Origin of the sequence: Actinophytocola sp. (genome assembly GCF_009379765.1) — a bacterium.
Lineage (GTDB): Bacteria > Actinomycetota > Actinomycetes > Mycobacteriales > Pseudonocardiaceae > Actinophytocola.
Window position 1 is genome coordinate 1 of the sequence record NZ_WHTD01000165.1, and the last position, 18,969, is coordinate 18,969.

Genomic DNA, 18,969 nt, shown 5'->3' on the forward strand with positions numbered 1-18,969 from the left:
GAACTCGCCACCACTGGCCGCCGCGAACAGGGCGAGTTGTTCCAGTGAGTGTCCCTCGTTCTGCCACGCCGCCCGCGTGAACCCGCGTGCCGTCGCCAACGGCACAGCCTCGGGGGTGGGGTCGTCGGGTAGCTCGACAATCGGCTCGCACATATGGTCGATTCTACCGAAGGAGGTGAGCAATTTCCGTTGTACGGCAACGGTTTCACCCCATCGGGTCGGCACACACCCACCGTGTCCGCAGCGCGGCTGTTCAAGATCGTTTAGTTGAGTTCGAGGGTGAAGGTTGCGCGGGTTGGCCCCACCCAAGCCCGACCCAGCGCACCTGGCCGCACCGCTCAGTGATCTGGTTGGCGTGTGGGAAGGTCGGATCGGGTGGTGCGGGCGGGACCTGGCGCCGACCAAGCCGGTGTGGGTCATCGCGGCGAGCAGGTGTGTCTGGTTGCCGTTGCTGTCTTTGGCGCCGCGTAGGGTCCTGCCGTTCATCGCGACCTCAGCCACACCGCCGGCTGCTGGCTCGGTCCAGCAGCCACGCCGATCACCGCGTCCGCCGCGGCAGGGCCGGTCACCACCCGCCACAACGGGGCTTTCGACGGCGCTACCACCCCGGTCGGTGCCGCAGCGGGCATACAAGCCGGTCAGCAGATCGGCGGGCACGTCGGCAACCCAGCCGGTGATCGCAGTGACCGACGCCGTTCCCGGGCTCGGCGAGATCAGTCAGCGCAGACGAGCGTCACGGCCACGCGGCGAACCGGTCGGCGCCCGCCACGACAGACCGAGCAAGCAGCGAAGCTCCCGTGGTGAGAAGTCTTTGGTCGGACCATCTTCATACCGGGTCCTCGGCTTTCCCTGCGCCACAACAAGTCCGGCGTGTCACCACACTCGCTACACGACGTCACCGACGGTTCCCCGGAAAGGCTCCCTCCCGGCGTGGGATTACCGGGTGGTCGCGGTAGGTCCTCGTCCTTGTGAAAGCCGGGTTAGCTCAAGGTCGCGCACATGTTCTCTGCGGGTCCGGCGTCGATGGTCATGTCCCGGATCCCCGTGTCGGAGAAGCTGATCGAGTGCAGCCCGTCGAGCCGGTAGTAGCCCCGCGGGTAGCCGTCCTCGGCGCGAAAGCCCAGGCTGAACGGCCCGAGCCCGGTAAACGACCGCATCGTCACGCCGTCCGGGTACATGTCCGTCCACGCGCGGCCGGACAGGTCGCGCACTGCGGACTCGCCGGTGGCCATGTTGGTGAACCGGGCGACGAGCTTGCCGCGGTACTCGTACAGCCGGACCGCGCCGTCGGCGTACCTGGCGTCGACCCGCACCTCCTCCTCGTCCTCGAGCGCGGCCACCGCCAGGTCGAACGCGCAGTACTTGCCCGCCGGGGCGACGAAGTCGGTCGCCTCGTAGGGCTGCCAGGGCTCGGGGTCGAAGCCGGCCGGCCCCTCGTCGGCCGACGCCGAGGTTCCCGAGACCCCGACGAGCAGGACGGCCGCCACCGCGGCCATGGCAAGAAGTCGCAATGTCCTCTCCTTCCGCTAACCGGTAGTCTCTACACAAGCGGTTAGTCGAGTCAAGGGAGGCAACATGCGGCTCCCGCCCTACGCGGTGCGGTTCGGCGACGCCGTGCTGCCCAAGCCGATCAGTGGCCATCCCGCCCTCGAGCTGTGCAACACGTATGCGGGCTGGGCCGACGAGCCCGGCCACGAATGGCTCACCGGCTACGGGAAGCTCGCCGCATGGGCGGAGTTCACCGGTCTGATCGGCCCGGCCGCACCCCTGGACATCCAGGCGCACACCGAGCGTGCGCGGCGCGCGCTCGCCGATGTGTGCGTGCTCCGGTCGGCGCTTTACCGCGTGCTCGGCGACGCCGACGCGAACGCGTTCGCCGATGTCGCGACGTTCGCCGACGAGGCGAACGCCCTGCGCCGGTTCACCCGGGATCTGGATGGCGCGGCGGGCTTCCGCCTACCGTCCACGGAGGACGTTCGGCTACCCCTGCTCGCGGCCGCGCTCGCCGCCGTGGACCTGTTGGACAGCAAGGAAAGGACCACCGTCCGCGCCTGCCCCGGCGACAGCTGCGGGTGGCTCTTCCTGGACCCGCGCGGCCGGCGCGTCTGGTGCAGCATGGCCGCGTGCGGCAACCGCGCGAAGGTTCGCGCCCACGCGGCCCGCCAGCGGGTGAACAAGTGATAGGACGCTCAACTCGTTCGGTCCATATTTCGTGAGGCTATGGCGATCATGGCCGGATCGACGTTACGGTGTGTCACCGGCTGGGGGGCCGGTCCGATCGGTTGGGGTCCGATCGGCTGGGGAACCTTTGGGGGTTCACATGAGTGTCCGTTCTTTCGGCGTCGTCGCGCTCCGGGTACCGATCGCCTACGACGCGCACGGCGACCACGACCGCAACGGGATGATCTTCGCGCTCGCCGAGAACGAGGCGGCACTGCGCGAGATCGAGGCGGCTTGGCCGGACCCGTTCCCGCACCCGGTCGACCATCCCGAGCTGATGCCGAAGCCGGACCCGCTGGTCCGGCCGCTCGTTCTGCGGGCGCACGTCGGCGACCAGGTGGTCGTCAACTTCCGCAACGAGCTCGACCGGCCGGCAGGCATCCACCCGCAGGGCGTCGGCTACGACGTGCACATCGCGGACGGCGGCGCGGTCGGCCGCAACCCGGACTCGGCCGCCCCGGCGGGCGGGCAGCGGAACTACGTCTGGGAGTGCGCCACCGAGGGCGTGTTCTTCTTCCACGACCTCGCCGATCCCCGTGGCGGCGAGCAGGGTCCGAACGCGCACGGCCTGTTCGGCGCGCTCGTCGTCGAGCCCGCCAGTGCACAGTGGACGGACCCGCGCACGGGCGACCCGATCGTCGACGGGCTCTACGCCGACATCCACGTCCCTGGCGAGCCGAGCTTCCGCGAGTACGTCGTGTTCATGCAGGACGAGACGCCCAACGACAACCTGGTCGACCCGCCGCACCCGACCTACGAGTGCGACCTGCCGAGCCCGCACGGACATTCGGTGATCCGCGGCGAGGAGCGGCTCCCTCCGGTGCTCTTCCCCGACCACGGCGGCGAGCACGGCGACCACGAGGCGCCCGCCGAGACGGCGCACTCGATGATGCTGATGAGCTACCGCACCGAGCCGATGGGTTGGCGCTCACTCGCCTTCGAGCGGCTGCTGGAGCACGGCAGGATCGACCCGGCGCGGGACGCGATGGTCGGCGAGGAGCAGCACCACAGCTCGTGGCTGTTCGGCGACCCGGCCACGCCGATCTTCCGCGCCTACCAAGGGGACCGCGCGAAGATCCGCCTGGGTGCACGCGGGGGTCAAGGAGACCCACGTGTTCCACCTGCACCTGCACCAGTGGCGCGCGGTGCCGGGGCACGACGGGTCGCCGATCATCGACTCGATCTCGATCACCCCGGAGCAGGCGTTCACCATCGAGCCGATCGGCGGCGCGGGCTCCGTGCAGCGCGCCACGGGCGACATCATCTGGCACTGCCATCTCTACCCGCACGTCCACGCCGGTATGTGGGGCATGTGGCGGGTGTTCGACAAGCTGCAGGACGGCTCCGGCCACCACCCGGACGGCACGCCGATCGAGCCGCTGCGGCCGCTGCCCGGGCACCCGGCGCCGGATCCGCCGACCGCCGAGCGGCCCGGCTTCCCCGCGTTCATCGCGGGCGAGTTCCCGCAGAAGTCGCCGCGCCCGCCGCGCACCCCGCTGATGCCCGAGGGCATGGGCCGCGAGCCGACCGAGCTGGAGCGCAACGCGTTCTGCCCGGACCCGCAGCCGGGCGAGGCGTTCACCAAGTCCACATTGGACCCGGAGGCGCCGGTCCGCCGCTACCACCTCGTGGTGCTGGAAGGCACGGTCGACTACTACGAGTCCGCGGGCGGTGACGGCGGCGAGCACCACAACAGCTGGCACGACCACCGCGCGGTGTTCTTCGTGCTGCGGGAGGAGATCGACGAGGCGGGCGGTGTGGCGGAGTTCCGGCGCCAGCTCGAGGAGGGCCACCCGCGAGGTCCGTCCGATCGCCATCCGGCCCGCAAGGGCGAGGTGCTGGAGCTGACGCTCACCAACGAGCTGCCGATCGGGCTTGACGCCGTAGCCGGCGTAGGAGACGGACGTGCCGCGGCCTTCGCGCATCATCATGGCGCGGCCGAACGCGACGAAGTCCAGCTCACCGCGGGCCCGGGCGCGCATGTGCCGGATCGCCGCGACCGGGCCCGCCTCCGGGACGATGCCGGTGACGGGGCCGGGGCGCGGGCCGGCGCGCCGCAGGGTCCGGTTGATCGTGTCGAACAGGTAGCGGCCGCCCGGCGCCAGCACGCGCGCGGCCTCGGCGACGACCCGGTCGAGGCCGTCGACGTGCTCGAGCACGTCGCAGCAGTAGACATAGTCGAACACCCCGTCGGCGAAGGGAAGCCGCTCGCCGACGCCGACGTGGTAGTCGATCAGGAGCCCCGACTCGGCCGCGTGCCGGCGGGCCACCGCGGCCGACCGCACCGACGGGTCGACGCCGGCCACCTGGCAGCCCAGCCGGGCGAACTCCTCGGCGAGGAGCCCTTCTCCGGAGCCGACGTCGAGCACCCGCCGGCGGGCTCGCGGCCGTGCACCTCGCCGATCATGCGCCGCATGATGCCCATCCGGGCCGGGTTGTCGCCGGTCCGCAGCACGTTGGGCAGCGCGTCCTCGCGCCACCAGTCCTCGGCGAGGCGGTCGTAGAGGTCGTTGTCGACGGCCATCCGGACTCCTTTGTCGGCCCGGTTTCATCGTAGAGTCGTTATTCCCGATCTCTTTCGAAAGATTTCTTTTTGTGATATGATGGGAAAATCGTTCGGTAGGGTCGCCGCCGTGATTTCAGAACAGCTCAGCCGGACGGCCCTCATGGCCGCCGCCGCCCGCGCGGCCCATCGCCTGGTCGACCATCCACCGCTCATTCTCGACGACCCGCTCGCCGCGCACCTGCTCGCCGAGCGGGCCGCGGAGCTCATCGCCTACCACCAGAAGCACGGCGGGCATCTCGTGCTGTCCTCGGCTCGCGCCCAGGTCACGGTCCGTGCGAGGTATACGGAGGACCGGCTCGCCGAGGCCGTCGCGCGCGGCGTCGAACAATACGTTCTGCTCGGCGCGGGCCTCGACTCGTTCGCCTACCGGTCGCCGCTGGCCGAGGAGGTGCGGGTGTTCGAGGTGGACCATCCGGCCACCCAGGAATACAAGCGATCCGTTCTGTCGGGAATTGCGCCGCGCGGGTCTGTGACGCACATTCCGGTGGATTTCGAGATCGACTCGTTGCGTTCCGGTCTGGTCGACGGCGGGTTCGACCCGGCGCGACCGGCGCTGGTCGGCTGGCACGGCGTGCTGATGTACCTGGACCTCGCCGCGATCGAGGAGGTACTGGCGGTGGTCGGCCGCTTCGCGCCGGGCACCGAGCTCGTGGCCGACCACATGCTCCCGGAGGGCGAGCGAGACGCGGACGGCGACGCGTATGTGGCCGGCGTCGCGCCCGTGTCGGCCGAGGGCGGCGAGCCATGGCTCACCTTCCTCTCCACCGAGGAAATGGCTGGGCTGCTGGCGAGACACGGGTTCGAGCAGGTGCGTGCCGTCGGGCAGCGTGCGGCGGTGCCCGACGCCCTGTGGCGACGCACCGACTCACTGCGCCCGCGGCGGCTGTCGATGCTCGTCCACGCGGTGGTCAGCTGAGGTAGTCCACCAGCACCGGCACCAGTACGGCGGCGTCGACGTCGTGGGTCTGTCCCGGCAGGGACGCGCGGCGGGCCGTCGGCAGCAGGGTCGCGACCGCGCCCACCCCGTTGCGCGCCCAGTCGGGGCTCGCGTCACCGTCGATGACGAGCACCGGCTGGGTGACCTCGGCCCAGCGGTCCGCGGGGAGCGGGCGGCCACGCATGAGATCCGCCTGGAACGCGCCGTCGTAGGCGAGCGTGTGCGCGACCGCCTCCATGGCGGGCCAGTTCGGGTCCTGCCGGACCTGCGCGACGAGCTCGGCCGGGATGCCCACTGCGGTGGTGAGCGCGTACTCGACCGCGTCCCCACGCCTGCCGGCCGCGACGAGCCGGTTCAGCGTCTCGACGTAGTCCGCCGGCAAGGGCGGGCGCGTGTCGTCGACCACGAACGGCGGCTCGTACAGGGCGAGCCGGGTGATCGGCAGCCCGGCGGCGGCCGCGTCGAGCGCGACGCAGGCGCCGGAGGACATCCCGAAGACCGCCACCTCACCACCGGCGGCGGCGAGCACCGCGGCCAGGTCCTCGATCTCCCGCTCGGTGGCGTAGTCCGGCGCGTCGCCGCTGTCGTTGCGCCCCCGCCGGTCGTACCGGACGGCCGTGAACGCGGCGCTCAGCCCGTCCGCGACCGCCGAGGGGAACCCCCGGTTGCCGAACGCGCCGTCGACCAGTACCACCGGCGCCCCGTGGCCGACCGCCTCGACAGCGATGGCCGTGCCGTCCGCCGACCGAACCTTGTCCATGGCTACCTCCTCGATGCGCAGCCCCGGGCAGACTGTCACGACCAGGTCGGACACGCTCGGCCCGGTTCGACATCGGGTGCGGGAAATCCTCAGCTGCCCGGCCAGGAGGGGTCGGTGGTCAGGACGGTCAGGCGCTGGGTGGCCCGGGTGAGGGCCACGTACAAGGTGCGCGGGCCGGTCGTCGACTCGGTGATCAGCTCGTTCGGCTCCACCAGGACGACCGCGTCGTACTCCAGGCCCTTCGCCTCCAGGCCGTCGACCACCGCGAGCCGCGGGTCGTCCACTTCGGACAGCGCGGCGCGGACCGAGGCGACCCGACCGGTCGACGTGATCACGCCCACCGTGCCGTCCACGTCGGACAGGAGCTCCCGCGCGGCCGTGCGGACCGCCGCGGGGAGCTCCTCCGCGGACAGCGCGCGGATCGACGGCTTCACCCCGGTGCTGCGCACCGCGGTCGGGAGCTGGTCCGCGGTCGCCACGTCGCCGACCACGTGGGCGGCCAGCGCGAAGATCTCCGCGGAGTTCCGGTAGTTCGTCGCCAGGGTGAACCGGCGGTGCGCCGAGCGGGGACCCAGCGCCGTCGACCGGGCCGACGCGGCCTCGGTCGGGTCCGGCCACGAGCTCTGCACCGGGTCGCCGACGATGGTCCAGCTCGCGTACCTGCCGCGCCGCCCCACCATCCGCCACTGCATCGGCGACAGGTCCTGCGCCTCGTCGACGACGATGTGCGAGTACTCGTCGTAGTGCTCGGTGCGCCGCGGCGCCGAGGAGGAGTCCATGCCCCACGAGCGCAGCTCGGCCGCCTGCGCGGCGGCCCGCCTGCGGTGCCGCTTCGGCGGCTGGCCCAGCAGCACCCGCAGCTCGTCCAGCAGCGCCACGTCGGCCACGGTCGGCCCGGTGGTCGACTCCCACGACGACGCCAGCAGCTCGATCTCGGCCGCGGACAGCGCCCGCCCGGCCGCCGCCGCCAGCCGGGCGCGGTCGGTGAACCACACCAGCACCTCGGCCGCCGACACGATCGGCCACCACACCACCACGAACCGGTGGAAGTCGATCCGCTCGCCGAGGTCGGTGACGAGCTCGGCGCGATCCACGCCCGGCCGGCCGTCGGCCTGCCGCCACAGCGCCTCCAGCAGCGCCTCCGCCGCGTCCACCCGGGACTGGTTCGGCGGCCGGCCGGCCCCGTGCACGGACCGCCGGACCCGGGCGAGCTCCCGCGCGTCCAGCTTCAGCACCTCGCCGCGGTAGGTGATCCGCAGCTCCTCCGGCGCGTCCGGCGGGGCCTCGCGCAGCGCCCGCTTGAGCACCCGGCGCATCCGCAGCGACCCCTTGATCCGGTTCACCTCCGGCGCGTCGTTGCCGGTGGCGCGGGCCCCGTCGAGCACCTCGCCGAGCGAGCGCAGCTCGACCGTGTCCTCACCCATCGACGGCAGCACGCGCGAGATGTAGGACGTGAACGCCGGCGACGGCCCGATGACCAGCACGCCGGAGCCGCCCATCCGCCGCCGGTCCCGGTAGAGCAGGTAGGCCACCCGGTGCAGCGCCACCGCGGTCTTGCCCGTGCCCGGCCCGCCGGTGATCTCGGTGATCCCGCGCCACGGCGCCCGGATCGCCTCGTCCTGCTCCTTCTGGATCGTGGCGACGATGTCGCGCATCCGGTCGCCCCGCGCGCGGGTGAGCGAGGCCATCAGCGCGCCCTCGCCGACGACCGCCATCCCGGCGGGCCGCTTCTCCGGCGCCAGCAGGTCGTCGTCGATGTCCACAACGGACTGGCCGGTCGAGCGGATGACCCGCCGCCGCACCACGTTCATCGGCTCCTCTGCGGTCGCCTGGTAGAACGCGGCGGCGGCCGGCGCGCGCCAGTCGGTCACCAGGTTGTCGAAGTTCACGTCCCGGATGCCGAGCCGGCCCACGTACATCGTCTCGGTGTCCGAGCCGTCGCCGTCGGTGGTGGTGTCGAGCCTGCCGAAGACCAGGCCCTCGTGCTCGGAGTCGAGGCTGCGGAGGATCTGGTTGGCGTGGCGGACCATCACGTCGCGTTCGAACAGCATCGCGGCCTGTTCGAAGATGGCCTCGTTGCGGGCCCCGTGCGCGAGTTGGTCGCCCCGGCGGCGCATGTCCCGCGCCTCGACGCGCATCTCCTCGACCCGCGCATACACGACATCGACGTGCGCCTGCTCGGCCGCGATCTCGGCCTGCCTGACAGAGGTGTGCGACACCCAGCCGCTCCCCGGTGTGCCTGCGTGAGGTGAAAGTTGGAAGAGCGACTCTACGCGAATCGGCCGACCCGGGGGTGGGACACCCTGATCACAGTTACCTGCGCCACCATGTGTCGGTGACCAGGATCGTGGCCGGGACCGCGGGCGGGCGGCAGCTCGCCGTGCCCAAGCGCGGCACCCGGCCGACGTCGGACCGGGTGCGGGAGGCCCTGTTCAGCGCGATCGAGGCCGCCATGGACCTCGACGGCGCCCGGGTGCTCGACCTCTACGCCGGCACCGGCGCGCTCGGCCTGGAGGCGCTGTCCCGAGGCGCGGCCACGGCGATGCTCGTGGAGTCCGACCAGGGCGCGCTCGCCGTGCTGCGCAAGAACATCGCGACGGTAGGCCGCACCGGCGCGGTGCCCCGGCCGGGTCGCGTCGCGACGGTGCTCGCGGAGTCGCCGGGAGTGCCGTTCGACCTGGTGCTGGCCGACCCGCCGTACGCGCTCGACGCCGCGGCGCTGCGGGCCGACCTGGACGCGCTCGTGGGCAAGGGCTGGGTCCGGTCCGGCTCGCTGGTCATCGTCGAGCGGGCCCGGCGCTCGGGACCGCCGGACTGGCCGGAGCCGCTGGTGGCGGGCAAGGTCCGCCGCTACGGCGACACGGAGCTGCACTGGGCCGCGGTGGGCCGCCCCGATGGGTGATCAGGACCACCGTCGAGCTGTCGGAAGCGGTTTCTGCTGATACGGTCCGCGCTTATGAGGCGCGCGGTGTGTCCTGGTTCCTACGACCCGCCCACCAACGGCCACCTCGACATCCTCGAGCGGGCCGCCGCCGTGTTCGACGAGGTCGTCGTCGCCGTGCTCATCAACAAGAACAAGCGCGGCCTGTTCTCCGTCGAGGAGCGCATGGAGATGCTCGGCGAGGCGGTGGCGCACGTGCCGAACGTGCGGATCGACTCGTGGTACGGGCTGCTCGTCGACTTCTGCCGGCAGAACGACATCCAGGCGATCGTCAAGGGCCTGCGCGCGGTCAGCGACTTCGACTACGAGCTGCAGATGGCGCAGATGAACCAGCAGCTCACCGGTGTGGAGACGCTCTTCATGCCGACCAAGCCGCTGAACAGCTTCCTGTCCAGCTCGCTGGTCAAGGAGGTCGCCACCTACGGCGGCGACGTCGCGCACCTGCTGCCGGACAACGTCCACCAGCGCCTGCGCAAGCGGTTGGCCGAGAACTAGAGGGCGAGCTTCATCCCGACATGGCTCGCGACGAAGCCGAGCCGCTCGTAGAACCGGTGCGCGTCCACCCGGCTGGCGTCCGTGGTGAGCTGCACCATCGCCGCGCCCCGAGCCCGGGCCGTATCGATGGCCCACTCCGCGAGCTGTTGCCCCAGGCCCGAGCCCCGCTGGTCCGCGCGGACCCGAACCGCCTCGATCAGCGCCCGGGTCGACCCGCGCCGGGACAGCCCCGGGATGAACGTCAGCTGCATGGTGCCGACGACCTCGCCACCGATCTCGGCCACCGCGAGGAACTGCCGCGGGTCGGCCTCGATCTCCTTGAACGCCTCGGCGTAGGCCGCGTCGCCGGGTGCCTCGCGCTTCGCGCCGAGCGGGTCGTCGACGAGCATGTCGACGATCACGGCGACGTCCTCGGCGGTGGCACGACGAATGACCAGACTGTCCATGAACGCCATTGAAACTCATGGGGTCCCGACTATCGGCGGCTATTTCCGGCCACTCGTACGGGTTACGGTCGGAAAATGAGCAACGTCACACCAAAACCTGTGAAGACGCTACTCACCCTGCTGATCACCACTCTGGGGCTGCTCGGCCTCACCACTGCCAGCTTCGCGGCGCAGGAGCCGAGCACGCTGACGGCGGTCGCCCAACCGGAGTGCGGCGACACGTCCAGCTACGACGTCGTGCCGCTCGGCGACCTGCCGCCGGAGGCGACCGAGACGGCCGAGCTGATCGAGTCCGGCGGACCGTTCCCGTACCCGCAGGACGGGACGGTCTTCTCGAACCGCGAGGCGATCCTGCCCGACTGCGCGAGCGGCTACTACCACGAGTACACCGTGGAGACGCCCGGCAGCCCGGACCGCGGGGCGCGGCGGATCGTCACCGGATCGGCGGGTGAGCACTTCTACACCGACGACCACTACGCGAGCTTCGTGCTGATCGACCTCGCCGGTGGCGGCGGCTCGTGCGGCGACCCGGCCGGCCTGGACGAGGTGCCGCTGTCGAGCCTGCCCGGCGAGGTGGCCGACACGATCGCGCTGGTGGGCGCGGGTGGGCCGTACCCGTTCCCCAACGACGGCACGGTCTACGAGAACCGCGAGGGCGTGCTCCCGGCCTGCGCGTCGGGTTACTACCACCTCTACGCCGTGCCGGCGCCGAGCGGTGCGGACAGCGGTGACCAGCGGCTGATCGCCGGTGGCGCGGGCGAGTTCTTCTACACCCCCGACCATTACGCCACGTTCGTCCTGGTCGACGTGGACGGCTGACACGCCACAGGCCCCGACCTCCCCCGACCGCCCAGCGTGAGACGGCAAACTGGATGACGCGGTCATGCGCGCCGGGGTAGGGCGAGGAGGCACGGGTGTACAAGGTGTTCGAGGCGCTCGACGAGCTGGTCACGATCCTGGAGGAAGCCAGGGGAGTGCCGATGACCTCGAGCTGCGTGGTGCCTCGGGGGGACATCCTGGAGCTCCTCGACGAGGTCCGGGACGCGTTGCCGGCCGAGGTCGACGACGCGCAGGACGTGCTGGACCGCAAGGACGAGATCGTCGGCAAGGCCGAGCACGAGGCCGAGCAGACGATCAGCAAGGCCAACCTCGAGGCCGAGCAGGCCGTCGCCGAGGCCCGCGCGGAGGCGGAGCGCCTCGTCGCCGAGGCTCGCGCGCACGCCGACCGGCTGGTCGCCGAGGCCGAGGGCCAGGCCGACCGGACCGTGGCCGCAGGCCAGGCCAAGTACGACGACCTCGTGTCCCGTTCCCAGTCCGAGGCGGAGCGGATGATCCAGGCCGGCCGCGAGTCCTACGAGCGCTCGGTCGAGGACGGCCGGCTCGAGCAGGCCCGGCTGGTCTCCCAGACCGACGTCGTGCAGGCCGCGCACGCGGAGTCGGCCCGTGTCCTCGACGCGACCGCGGACGAGGCGGCCCGGCAGCGCGCCGAGTGCGACGAGTACGTCGACAGCAAGCTGGCCGAGTTCGGCGACCTGCTCACGCACACCCTCCGCACGGTCGACAAGGGTCGCGCCCACCTGCGCGGCGGCGCCCTGAACGGCATCCCGTCGGTGAACGCGGCGCCGTTCGACTACCAGGACTGACGGGTCGCGTACGCTGGTCGGGTCGTCGGTGCGATCGCGCGCCGGAACAAATCACATGTTGGGAAGCGTCGAGTTCGTCATGTCCGAACAACGCAGGAGCCCGTGGGTCGTCGACACCCGGGAGCTCGGCCGCCGGCCGGGCCTGTCCCGCGACGTGCACCGAGTGGTCCACACCCGGGAGGCGCTCGGGGTCGAGGGTGTCATCGCCGTGCCCAAGGGCGCGGAGGTGGAGCTGGACGTGCTGCTCGAGTCCGTGGTCGAGGGCGTGCTGGTGTCCGGCACCGCGCTCGTGCCCGTCGAGGGGGAGTGCTCGCGCTGCCTCGACCTGATCTCCGGCGAGGAGATCGAGGTCCCGTTCACCGAGCTGTTCGCCTACCCGGACAGCGCCACCGAGCAGACCACCGACGAGGACGAGGTCGCCCGGCTGGTCGACGACCTCGTCGACCTCGGGCCGGTGGTCCGGGACGCGGCCGTGCTGGCGCTGCCGAGCGTGCCGCTGTGCACCCCGGACTGCGCCGGGCTGTGCCCGGAATGCGGCGCCAAGTGGGCCGATCTCGGTCCCGATCACCGGCATGAGACCATTGACCCTCGGTGGGCCGCGCTCACCGAGCGGTTCAGCACGGATCGGGACGAGTGAGTCCCTCCCACTTTGAGCTTTGTAGAAGGAGATTGAGTCGTGGCCGTCCCCAAGCGGAAGATGTCGCGTTCCAACACGCGCACACGCCGGTCCCAGTGGAAGACCAGCGCCCCGCACCTGGTGGAGTGCTCGAACCGAGCCTGCCGGAAACCCAAGCCCCAGCATGTCGTCTGCCCCGAGTGCGGGCAGTACGACGGTCGTCAGGTCACCGAGCCCGCCTGATCAGCGCTGCGATGGTGGTGAGTGGCTGTGGGGGCTAAAGCGGCGCGGGGGCCGGCGGCCGACCCCGCCGAGCTGCTCGAAGCGCTCGGCGTCGAACTTGACGCCGAGCTGCTGACGCTTGCCATGACCCATCGCTCCTACGCGTACGAGAACGGTGGGCTGCCGCCCAACGAGCGCCTGGAGTTCCTGGGCGACGCCGTGCTCGGGTTGGTCGTCACCGACCACCTGTACCGGACGCATCCGGAGATGCCCGAGGGCCACCTGGCGAAGCTGCGGGCGAGTGTCGTCAACATGCACGCGCTGGCCGGGGTCGCCCGCGGCCTCGGCGACGCGGGGCTTGGCGCGTTCCTGTTGCTGGGCAGGGGCGAGGAGCTCACCGGCGGACGCGACAAGGCGAGCATCCTCGCCGACGGCATGGAGGCCGTGATCGGCGCGGTCTACGTCGCGCACGGCGTCGAGGCCGCGCGCGCGTTGGTGCACCGGCTGTTCGACCCGTTGCTCACCGAGGCGCCGCTGCTCGGCGCCGGCCTCGACTGGAAGACGTCGCTGCAGGAGCTCACCGCGCAGGCGAGCCTCGGGGTGCCCGAGTACCGGGTGCAGGAGGAGGGCCCCGACCACCGCAAGGAGTTCACCGCCACGGTCATCGTGGCGGGGATCGACCGGGGGAGCGGGGACGGCCGGACCAAGAAGGAAGCCGAGCAGAAGGCGGCCGAGGCCGCGTGGCGCACGCTGTCCGAGCTGACCAAGTCCGCCAAGCAGGAACCCCCATCGTAGACATCCGAGCCTAGATGCCCGAGTTACCCGAGGTCGAGGTCGTTCGCCGGGGCCTCGCGGCACACGTCACCGACCGGCGGTTGCGCTCGGTCGAGGTCCTGCATCCGCGGGCCGTCCGCCGCCACCTGCCCGGGCCGGTGGACTTCACGTCCCGGCTGGTCGACCGGCACGTCGACACGGTGTCCCGGCGCGGCAAGTACCTGTGGATCTCCCTCGACGACGGCGAGGCGCTGCTGGCACACCTGGGCATGAGCGGCCAGTTGCTCGTCCAGCCGGCCGGCGCCCCGGACGAGAAGCACCTGCGCATCCGGTTCACCTTCGCCGACGACGGTCCGGAGCTGCGGTTCGTCGACCAGCGCACGTTCGGCGGCTTCTCCCTGGACGACCTGGCCGAGGTCGACGGCACCCCGGTGCCCGCCATGATCGCCCACATCGCCCGCGACCCGATGGATCCGCGCTTCTCGCTGCCGGCGACGGTGGCCGCCCTGCGCCGCAAGCGCACCGAGCTGAAGCGGGCGTTGCTGGACCAGTCGCTGGTGTCCGGGATCGGCAACATCTACGCGGACGAGGCTTTGTGGCGGGCGAAGCTGCACTGGGCCCGTCCGACGGACAAGCTCTCCGCGGCCCGCGCGACCGAGGTGCTGACCATGGCCACCGAGGTGATGGCCGAGGCGCTCGGCCAGGGCGGCACGAGCTTCGACGCGCTGTACGTCAACGTCAACGGCCAGTCCGGCTACTTCGACCGCTCGCTCGCGGTGTACGGCCAGGAGGGCCTGCCGTGCCCCCGGTGCGGTCGCCCGGTGCGGCGGGAGCCCTTCATGAACCGGTCGTCCTTCTCCTGCCCCCGCTGCCAGCCGAGGCCCCGGGCGACCCCATCGAGCCCCTGACACCGCCGACCTCCCAGGACCCGCGAGTCCAACGTCCAGAACCCGCGAGTCCAACGCCCAGGACCCGCGAGTCCAACGTTCGGGACCCGCGTATCCAACGTTCGGCACCTGCGCGAGTGGGGGACTCGCGGGTCAGTGGCGGTCGGTGCCGTGGGCGTGCCAGCAGCGGCTGCGTTCCTTCGCCCTGATCTCCGCCGAGATCCCCGCGTGGCCCGTGCCGGGGCCGGGTTGGATCTGGGTCAGCTCGTTGATCGACATCGCCGGTCCCGGCAGTCCGTCGTCGTGCGACAGGCGCAGCAGGCCGTCCAGCAGGAGCTCCAGGTGGCGGTGGCTCAGGCGGTGGTTGTCCTCAGCCGGCATCGTCCCGGGCAGTGGCGGCGTCAGCCGGATGATCAGCAGGCTGATGTCGCCCGCCGTCACGTCGGGTCGCAGCGACCCCTCCTCGTGGGCCGCCGACGCCAGCGCGTTCTGGGCCTCCCGGGACAGCCGGCGGGCCTCCATCAGCTCGTCGTCCATCGTGATGCGTTCCGCCAACACCGGCATCACGGCGCCGATCCGCAGGTCGATCGCGTCGTGCATGAATCGGGCCAGCGCGGTGAAGGCGTCCTGCTCCTCGGCCAGCGCGGCCGTCGCCTCCTCCGCGGACTGACGGAGCGTGTCCAGGGCGACTTGGCGAAGTAAGACCGATCGGTCTGGAAAGTGCCGATACAGCGTCGCGATACCGACGTTGGCGCGCCGCGCGATCAGCTCCATCGGAGCCGCCGGTCCTTCCTCAATGATGAGGTCAACGGCGGCACGCAGGATCTGTTCCCGGTTGCGGAGAGCGTCCGCGCGGGTCCGGCGGGGCCTGGCCGGGCGGTCGTCGAGCTCGTTCATATGCGCCTTATCCGGATAAAATTCCTTCGGAAAGCAACGCTACTGCAGGCGGACATGGATCTGAAGGACGTCGTTGCCTTAGCAAGCATGTCACTGGATGTGTCCTGGGTGACCCAATACGTCAAGATGTCGTCAAAGCTGCGGGGCGCCGCGTGACGGTGGCGCGGGGGTGAGTGAGATGGCGCAGACTGGCCGTGTGGAGCGGACCGCCGAGCCGGGTGCCGACGCACCGCGCCGGGACGAGCCGCGCCGCGGGGAGCTGCGCATCTACTTCGGCGCGGCCCCGGGAGTCGGCAAGACCTACGCGATGCTGGGCGAAGCGCACCGGCGGGCCGAGCGCGGCACCGACATCGTGGTCGGTCTGGTCGAGACGCACGAGCGGGAGAAGACCGAGGCGCTGCTCGCCGGGCTGGAGATCCTGCCCCGCCGCACGGTGATCCACCGCGGCCGGGAGTTCGCCGAGCTCGATGTCGCGGCCGTCCTCGCTCGCAAGCCGGAGGTGGCGCTGGTCGACGAGCTCGCGCACAGCAACGTGTCCGGGTCGCGCAACCCCAAACGGTGGCAGGACGTCGAGGAGCTGCTGACCGCCGGTATCACCGTGCTCACCACGGTCAACGTGCAGCATCTGGAGAGCGTCAACGACGTCGTCGAGCGGATCACCGGCGTGCGGCAGCAGGAGACCGTCCCCGACGAGGTGGTCCGCAAGGCCGAGCAGCTCGAGCTGATCGACATCACCCCGGAGGCGCTGCGCCGCCGGCTCGCGCACGGCAACGTCTACCCGGCCAGGCGCATCGACGCCGCGCTCGGCAACTACTTCCGGCCCGGCAACCTCATCGCGCTCCGCGAGCTCGCCCTGCTGTGGGTGGCCGACCAGGTCGACGTCGCGCTGCAGCGCTACCGCACCGAGCAGCAGATCACCGAGACGTGGGAGGCGCGCGAGCGGCTCGTGGTCGCGGTGACCGGTGGGCCGGAGACCGAGACGCTGGTCCGCCGCGCCAGCCGGATCGCCGCCCACGCCGGCGCGGAGCTGCTCGTGCTGCACATCCTGCGCGGCGACGGCCTCACCGGCGTCGGCCCGCGAGCGGTCGCCGCCATGCGCAAGCTCGCGGAGAACCTGGGCGCGTCCTTCCACACGGTGATCGGCGACGACGTCCCGACCGCGATGCTCGACTTCGCCCGCGGCGCCAATGCCACCCAGCTCGTCATCGGCACCTCGCGGCGCTCGCGGTTCGGCCGGCTGTTCAACGAGGGCGTCGGCGCCGGCGTGGTGCAGCGGTCCGGGTCGATCGACGTGCACATGGTCACCCACGCCGAGGCCGGGCGGGGCTGGCGGCCGCACGTCGCGCGCAGCCCGCTGGCCCGGTCGCGCCGGCTGACCGGGTTCGCGCTCGCCGTGCTCGGTCCTGCGGTCGCGACACTCATCGGCGCGGTGCTGCGCGACGAGCTGACCCTGTCCACCGACGCGGTCGCCTACTTCCTCGTCATCGTGCTGGTCGCACTGGTCGGCGGCCTCGGTCCGGCACTGGTCGCCGCGCTGCTGTCCGGCGTGCTGCTGAACTACTTCTTCGCCGCGCCCATCTACACGCTGAACGTGGCCGAGACCGAGAACCTGATCACGCTCGTCGTGATGGTGATCGTCGCGGTGCTCGTGGCGCTCGTCGTCGACAGCGCCGCGCGGCGGTCGGTGCAGGCCGCGGAGGCGCGGACCGAGGCGTCGCTGCTGTCGTCCTACGCGCGCACGGTGCTGACCCACCCGCAGCCGGTGAACCGGTTGCTGGAGAAGGTGCAGGAGAACTTCGGGCTCACCTCGGTCGCGCTGCTGGAGCGGCGGGACGGCGGCTGGGAACGGGTGGCGTGCGTCGGGCCGACGCCGTGCGACCAGCCGGACGAGGCGGACGTGGACGTGCCGGTCACCCCGGACGTGCATCTCGCGCTCCGCGGCCGGGCGCTGCCGGCGGAGACCCGGGGCGTGCTGGAGACCGTGGCCGGGCAGGCGCTGCTCGCCTTGCGGCACCAGCGAATGCGGCGCGAGGCGGCCGAGGCCAAGCGGCACGCGGAGACCACCGAGCTGCGCACGGCACTGCTGTCGGCGGTCGGGCACGACCTGCGCACGCCGCTCACGTCGATCAAGGCGGCGGTCGGGAGCCTGCGCGCGCCCGACCTGTCGTTGTCCGAAGAGGACTCGGCGGAGCTGCTGGCGACCATCGAGGAGTCGGCGGACCGGCTCTCCGGGCTGATCGGCAACCTTCTCGACTCGTCCCGGCTCGCCACCGGCGCGGTTCGTCCGCAGCTGCGCGCGGTCACCTACGACGAGGTGGTCGCCCGCGCGCTGTCCGGTTTGGACGGTCGGGCCGAGGTGGCGGTCGACGTCGACGAGCGGCTGCCCGCGGTGGTGGCCGACGCGGGACTGCTGGAGCGGGTGATCGCGAACGTGGTGGACAACGCGCTGCGGCACGGCCGGCCGTCGCGGCCGGTGGCCGAGGAGGAGCCGGCGTTCGCGGTGCGGGCCAGCGCGCACGAGGACCGGGTGGAGCTGCGGGTCGTAGATCATGGTCGCGGCCTGCCAGGGGTTCGGTGGAGTTCGCGCCGTTCCAGCGGCTGGGTGACACGTCGAGCGGCGTGGGGCTGGGCATGTCGGTCGCGAAGGGTTTCGTGGACGCCATGGACGGCACGATCAGGACCGAGGACACGCCGGGTGGTGGGCTCACCGTGGTGATCTCGCTGCCGGCAGATCGTGGGAGCCAGGAGTGACCAAGGTGTTGGTGGTCGACGACGAGCCGCAGATCGTGCGGGCGCTGCGGATCAACCTGACGGCGCGCGGCTACGAGGTGGTGACCGCCGCCGACGGGAGCGAGGCGCTGCGGGTGGCCGCCTCGGAGCGTCCGGATGTCGTCGTGCTCGACCTGGGGCTGCCCGACATCGACGGCGCGACCGTGATCGAGGGCCTCCGTGGATGGACCTCGGTGCCGATCATCGTGCTGTCCGCCCGCACCGACTCGGCGGACAAGGTGGCCGCGCTGGACGCGGGCGCGGACGACTACGTCACCAAACCGTTCGGGATGGACGAGCTGCAGGCCCGGCTGCGTGCGGCGGTCCGCCGCGCGCAGGCCGCCGCGCCGTCGGTCGACGCGGTGGTCGAGACGGCGTCGTTCACCGTCGACCTGGCGGCGAAGAAGGTGCTGCGCGACGGTGCCGAGGTGCACCTGACACCCACCGAGTGGGGCGTGCTCGAGCTGTTGGTGCGCAACAAGGGAAGGCTGGTGGCGCAGAAGCAGCTGCTGCAGGAGGTGTGGGGCCCGGCGTACGCGTCGGAGACCCACTACCTGCGGGTGTACCTGGCCCAGCTGCGGCGCAAGCTGGAGCCGCAGCCGTCCCGTCCGCGGCACCTGGTGACGGAGGCCGGGATGGGCTACCGCTTCGAGATCTAGTGTCGCGTGACCCTGAAACCTTTACGCCGCTGCGGCCAACAGCGGCCCCTGTCTGTGTTACGGCGTTGGAGAAAAGCCCAAGTACATCCAGTACGAGCGGCTTTCCTCCGCCTTGTCAGGAACCACGTGGATCCACA

The 18,969-nt window shown here is 71.5% G+C and carries 16 protein-coding genes and 4 pseudogenes; 14 read left to right on the forward strand and 6 right to left on the reverse strand.

All coding sequences use genetic code 11. The features are described from left to right. Nucleotides 1–980 precede the first annotated feature (980 nt). The gene (locus GEV28_RS34705; protein ID WP_291417292.1) at nucleotides 981–1,511 is read right to left on the reverse strand and encodes a hypothetical protein; all 531 of its coding nucleotides are present in this window, start codon (nucleotides 1,509–1,511) and stop codon (nucleotides 981–983) included. Nucleotides 1,512–1,575: 64 nt separating this feature from the next. On the opposite strand from GEV28_RS34705, the gene GEV28_RS34710 reads away from it, so the two are divergent. The 3 genes and pseudogenes from GEV28_RS34710 to GEV28_RS42760 all read left to right on the forward strand — a co-directional run. Beyond that, complete coding sequence (locus GEV28_RS34710) at nucleotides 1,576–2,181, forward strand: CGNR zinc finger domain-containing protein (RefSeq protein WP_291417294.1); 606 nt, start codon at nucleotides 1,576–1,578, stop codon at nucleotides 2,179–2,181. 316 nt (nucleotides 2,182–2,497) lie between these two features. Further along, nucleotides 2,498–2,758 (forward strand): annotated as a pseudogene (locus tag GEV28_RS42755) (multicopper oxidase domain-containing protein); the annotation flags it as partial. A gap of 547 nt (nucleotides 2,759–3,305) precedes the next feature. Continuing rightward, nucleotides 3,306–3,530: pseudogene (locus GEV28_RS42760) on the forward strand (multicopper oxidase domain-containing protein); the annotation flags it as partial. An 804-nt stretch (nucleotides 3,531–4,334) separates the two neighbouring features. On the opposite strand, the pseudogene GEV28_RS42765 reads toward GEV28_RS42760, so the two are convergent. After that, nucleotides 4,335–4,772 (reverse strand): annotated as a pseudogene (locus GEV28_RS42765) (class I SAM-dependent methyltransferase); the annotation flags it as partial. Nucleotides 4,773–4,853: 81 nt separating this feature from the next. Between GEV28_RS42765 and GEV28_RS34725 the strand changes: the two are divergent. Further along, nucleotides 4,854–5,702 (forward strand): SAM-dependent methyltransferase, encoded by an 849-nt coding sequence (locus GEV28_RS34725; RefSeq protein WP_291417299.1) that lies wholly within the window; start codon nucleotides 4,854–4,856, stop codon nucleotides 5,700–5,702. Here the strand turns inward: GEV28_RS34725 and GEV28_RS34730 are convergent. Both GEV28_RS34730 and GEV28_RS34735 read right to left on the reverse strand, forming a co-directional pair. Continuing rightward, nucleotides 5,695–6,483, reverse strand: coding sequence for an alpha/beta hydrolase (locus tag GEV28_RS34730; protein ID WP_291417301.1), 789 nt, complete (start codon nucleotides 6,481–6,483; stop codon nucleotides 5,695–5,697). The genes GEV28_RS34725 and GEV28_RS34730 overlap by 8 nt on opposite strands. Nucleotides 6,484–6,572: 89 nt before the next feature. Beyond that, nucleotides 6,573–8,702, reverse strand: coding sequence for an ATP-binding domain-containing protein (locus GEV28_RS34735; protein WP_291417302.1), 2,130 nt, complete (start codon nucleotides 8,700–8,702; stop codon nucleotides 6,573–6,575). Nucleotides 8,703–8,818: 116 nt separating this feature from the next. Between GEV28_RS34735 and rsmD the strand changes: the two genes are divergently transcribed. After that, a complete protein-coding gene (gene rsmD, locus GEV28_RS34740) occupies nucleotides 8,819–9,385 on the forward strand; it encodes a 16S rRNA (guanine(966)-N(2))-methyltransferase RsmD (protein WP_291417304.1) in 567 nt (188 codons plus the stop codon). Nucleotides 9,386–9,439: 54 nt separating this feature from the next. Beyond that, nucleotides 9,440–9,919, forward strand: a complete 480-nt coding sequence (gene coaD / locus GEV28_RS34745) for a pantetheine-phosphate adenylyltransferase (RefSeq protein ID WP_291417306.1) — start codon at nucleotides 9,440–9,442, stop codon at nucleotides 9,917–9,919. Here coaD and GEV28_RS34750 read toward each other — a convergent pair. Beyond that, nucleotides 9,916–10,365: a GNAT family N-acetyltransferase gene (locus tag GEV28_RS34750; protein ID WP_291417308.1), complete on the reverse strand. Its 450-nt coding sequence runs from the start codon at nucleotides 10,363–10,365 to the stop codon at nucleotides 9,916–9,918. The two genes, coaD and GEV28_RS34750, sit on opposite strands and share 4 nt — an antisense overlap. Before the next feature lie 99 nt (nucleotides 10,366–10,464). Between GEV28_RS34750 and GEV28_RS34755 the strand changes: the two genes are divergently transcribed. The 6 genes from GEV28_RS34755 to mutM all read left to right on the forward strand — a co-directional run bounded on the left by GEV28_RS34755 (nucleotide 10,465) and on the right by mutM (nucleotide 14,528). After that, nucleotides 10,465–11,184 carry a ribonuclease domain-containing protein gene (locus GEV28_RS34755; RefSeq protein ID WP_291417310.1) on the forward strand — a complete coding sequence of 240 codons (720 nt, stop codon included), beginning with the start codon at nucleotides 10,465–10,467 and terminating at the stop codon, nucleotides 11,182–11,184. Nucleotides 11,185–11,279: 95 nt separating this feature from the next. Further along, nucleotides 11,280–12,008 carry a DivIVA domain-containing protein gene (locus GEV28_RS34760; protein ID WP_291417312.1) on the forward strand — a complete coding sequence of 243 codons (729 nt, stop codon included), beginning with the start codon at nucleotides 11,280–11,282 and terminating at the stop codon, nucleotides 12,006–12,008. 79 nt (nucleotides 12,009–12,087) lie between these two features. Continuing rightward, on the forward strand, nucleotides 12,088–12,645 hold the full coding sequence (locus GEV28_RS34765) for a YceD family protein (protein ID WP_291417314.1): 558 nt from the start codon (nucleotides 12,088–12,090) through the stop codon (nucleotides 12,643–12,645). Nucleotides 12,646–12,684: 39 nt separating this feature from the next. Further along, nucleotides 12,685–12,867, forward strand: a complete 183-nt coding sequence (gene rpmF, locus GEV28_RS34770; protein ID WP_291417316.1) for a 50S ribosomal protein L32 — start codon at nucleotides 12,685–12,687, stop codon at nucleotides 12,865–12,867. 27 nt (nucleotides 12,868–12,894) lie between these two features. Beyond that, a complete protein-coding gene (gene rnc, locus GEV28_RS34775) occupies nucleotides 12,895–13,641 on the forward strand; it encodes a ribonuclease III (RefSeq protein ID WP_291417318.1) in 747 nt (248 codons plus the stop codon). A 14-nt stretch (nucleotides 13,642–13,655) separates the two neighbouring features. After that, nucleotides 13,656–14,528: a bifunctional DNA-formamidopyrimidine glycosylase/DNA-(apurinic or apyrimidinic site) lyase gene (mutM, locus tag GEV28_RS34780; protein ID WP_291417321.1), complete on the forward strand. Its 873-nt coding sequence runs from the start codon at nucleotides 13,656–13,658 to the stop codon at nucleotides 14,526–14,528. A 132-nt stretch (nucleotides 14,529–14,660) separates the two neighbouring features. Here the strand turns inward: mutM and GEV28_RS34785 are convergent, their stop codons facing one another. Next, on the reverse strand, nucleotides 14,661–15,404 hold the full coding sequence (locus GEV28_RS34785) for a TetR/AcrR family transcriptional regulator (protein ID WP_291417323.1): 744 nt from the start codon (nucleotides 15,402–15,404) through the stop codon (nucleotides 14,661–14,663). A 178-nt stretch (nucleotides 15,405–15,582) separates the two neighbouring features. Here GEV28_RS34785 and GEV28_RS34790 point away from each other — a divergent pair. Continuing rightward, nucleotides 15,583–18,155 (forward strand): annotated as a pseudogene (locus GEV28_RS34790) (DUF4118 domain-containing protein). Then, nucleotides 18,152–18,832 carry a response regulator gene (locus tag GEV28_RS34795; protein WP_291417324.1) on the forward strand — a complete coding sequence of 227 codons (681 nt, stop codon included), beginning with the start codon at nucleotides 18,152–18,154 and terminating at the stop codon, nucleotides 18,830–18,832. Before GEV28_RS34790 ends, GEV28_RS34795 begins: the two are co-directional and overlap by 4 nt. The last annotated feature ends 137 nt before the right edge of the window (nucleotides 18,833–18,969 follow it).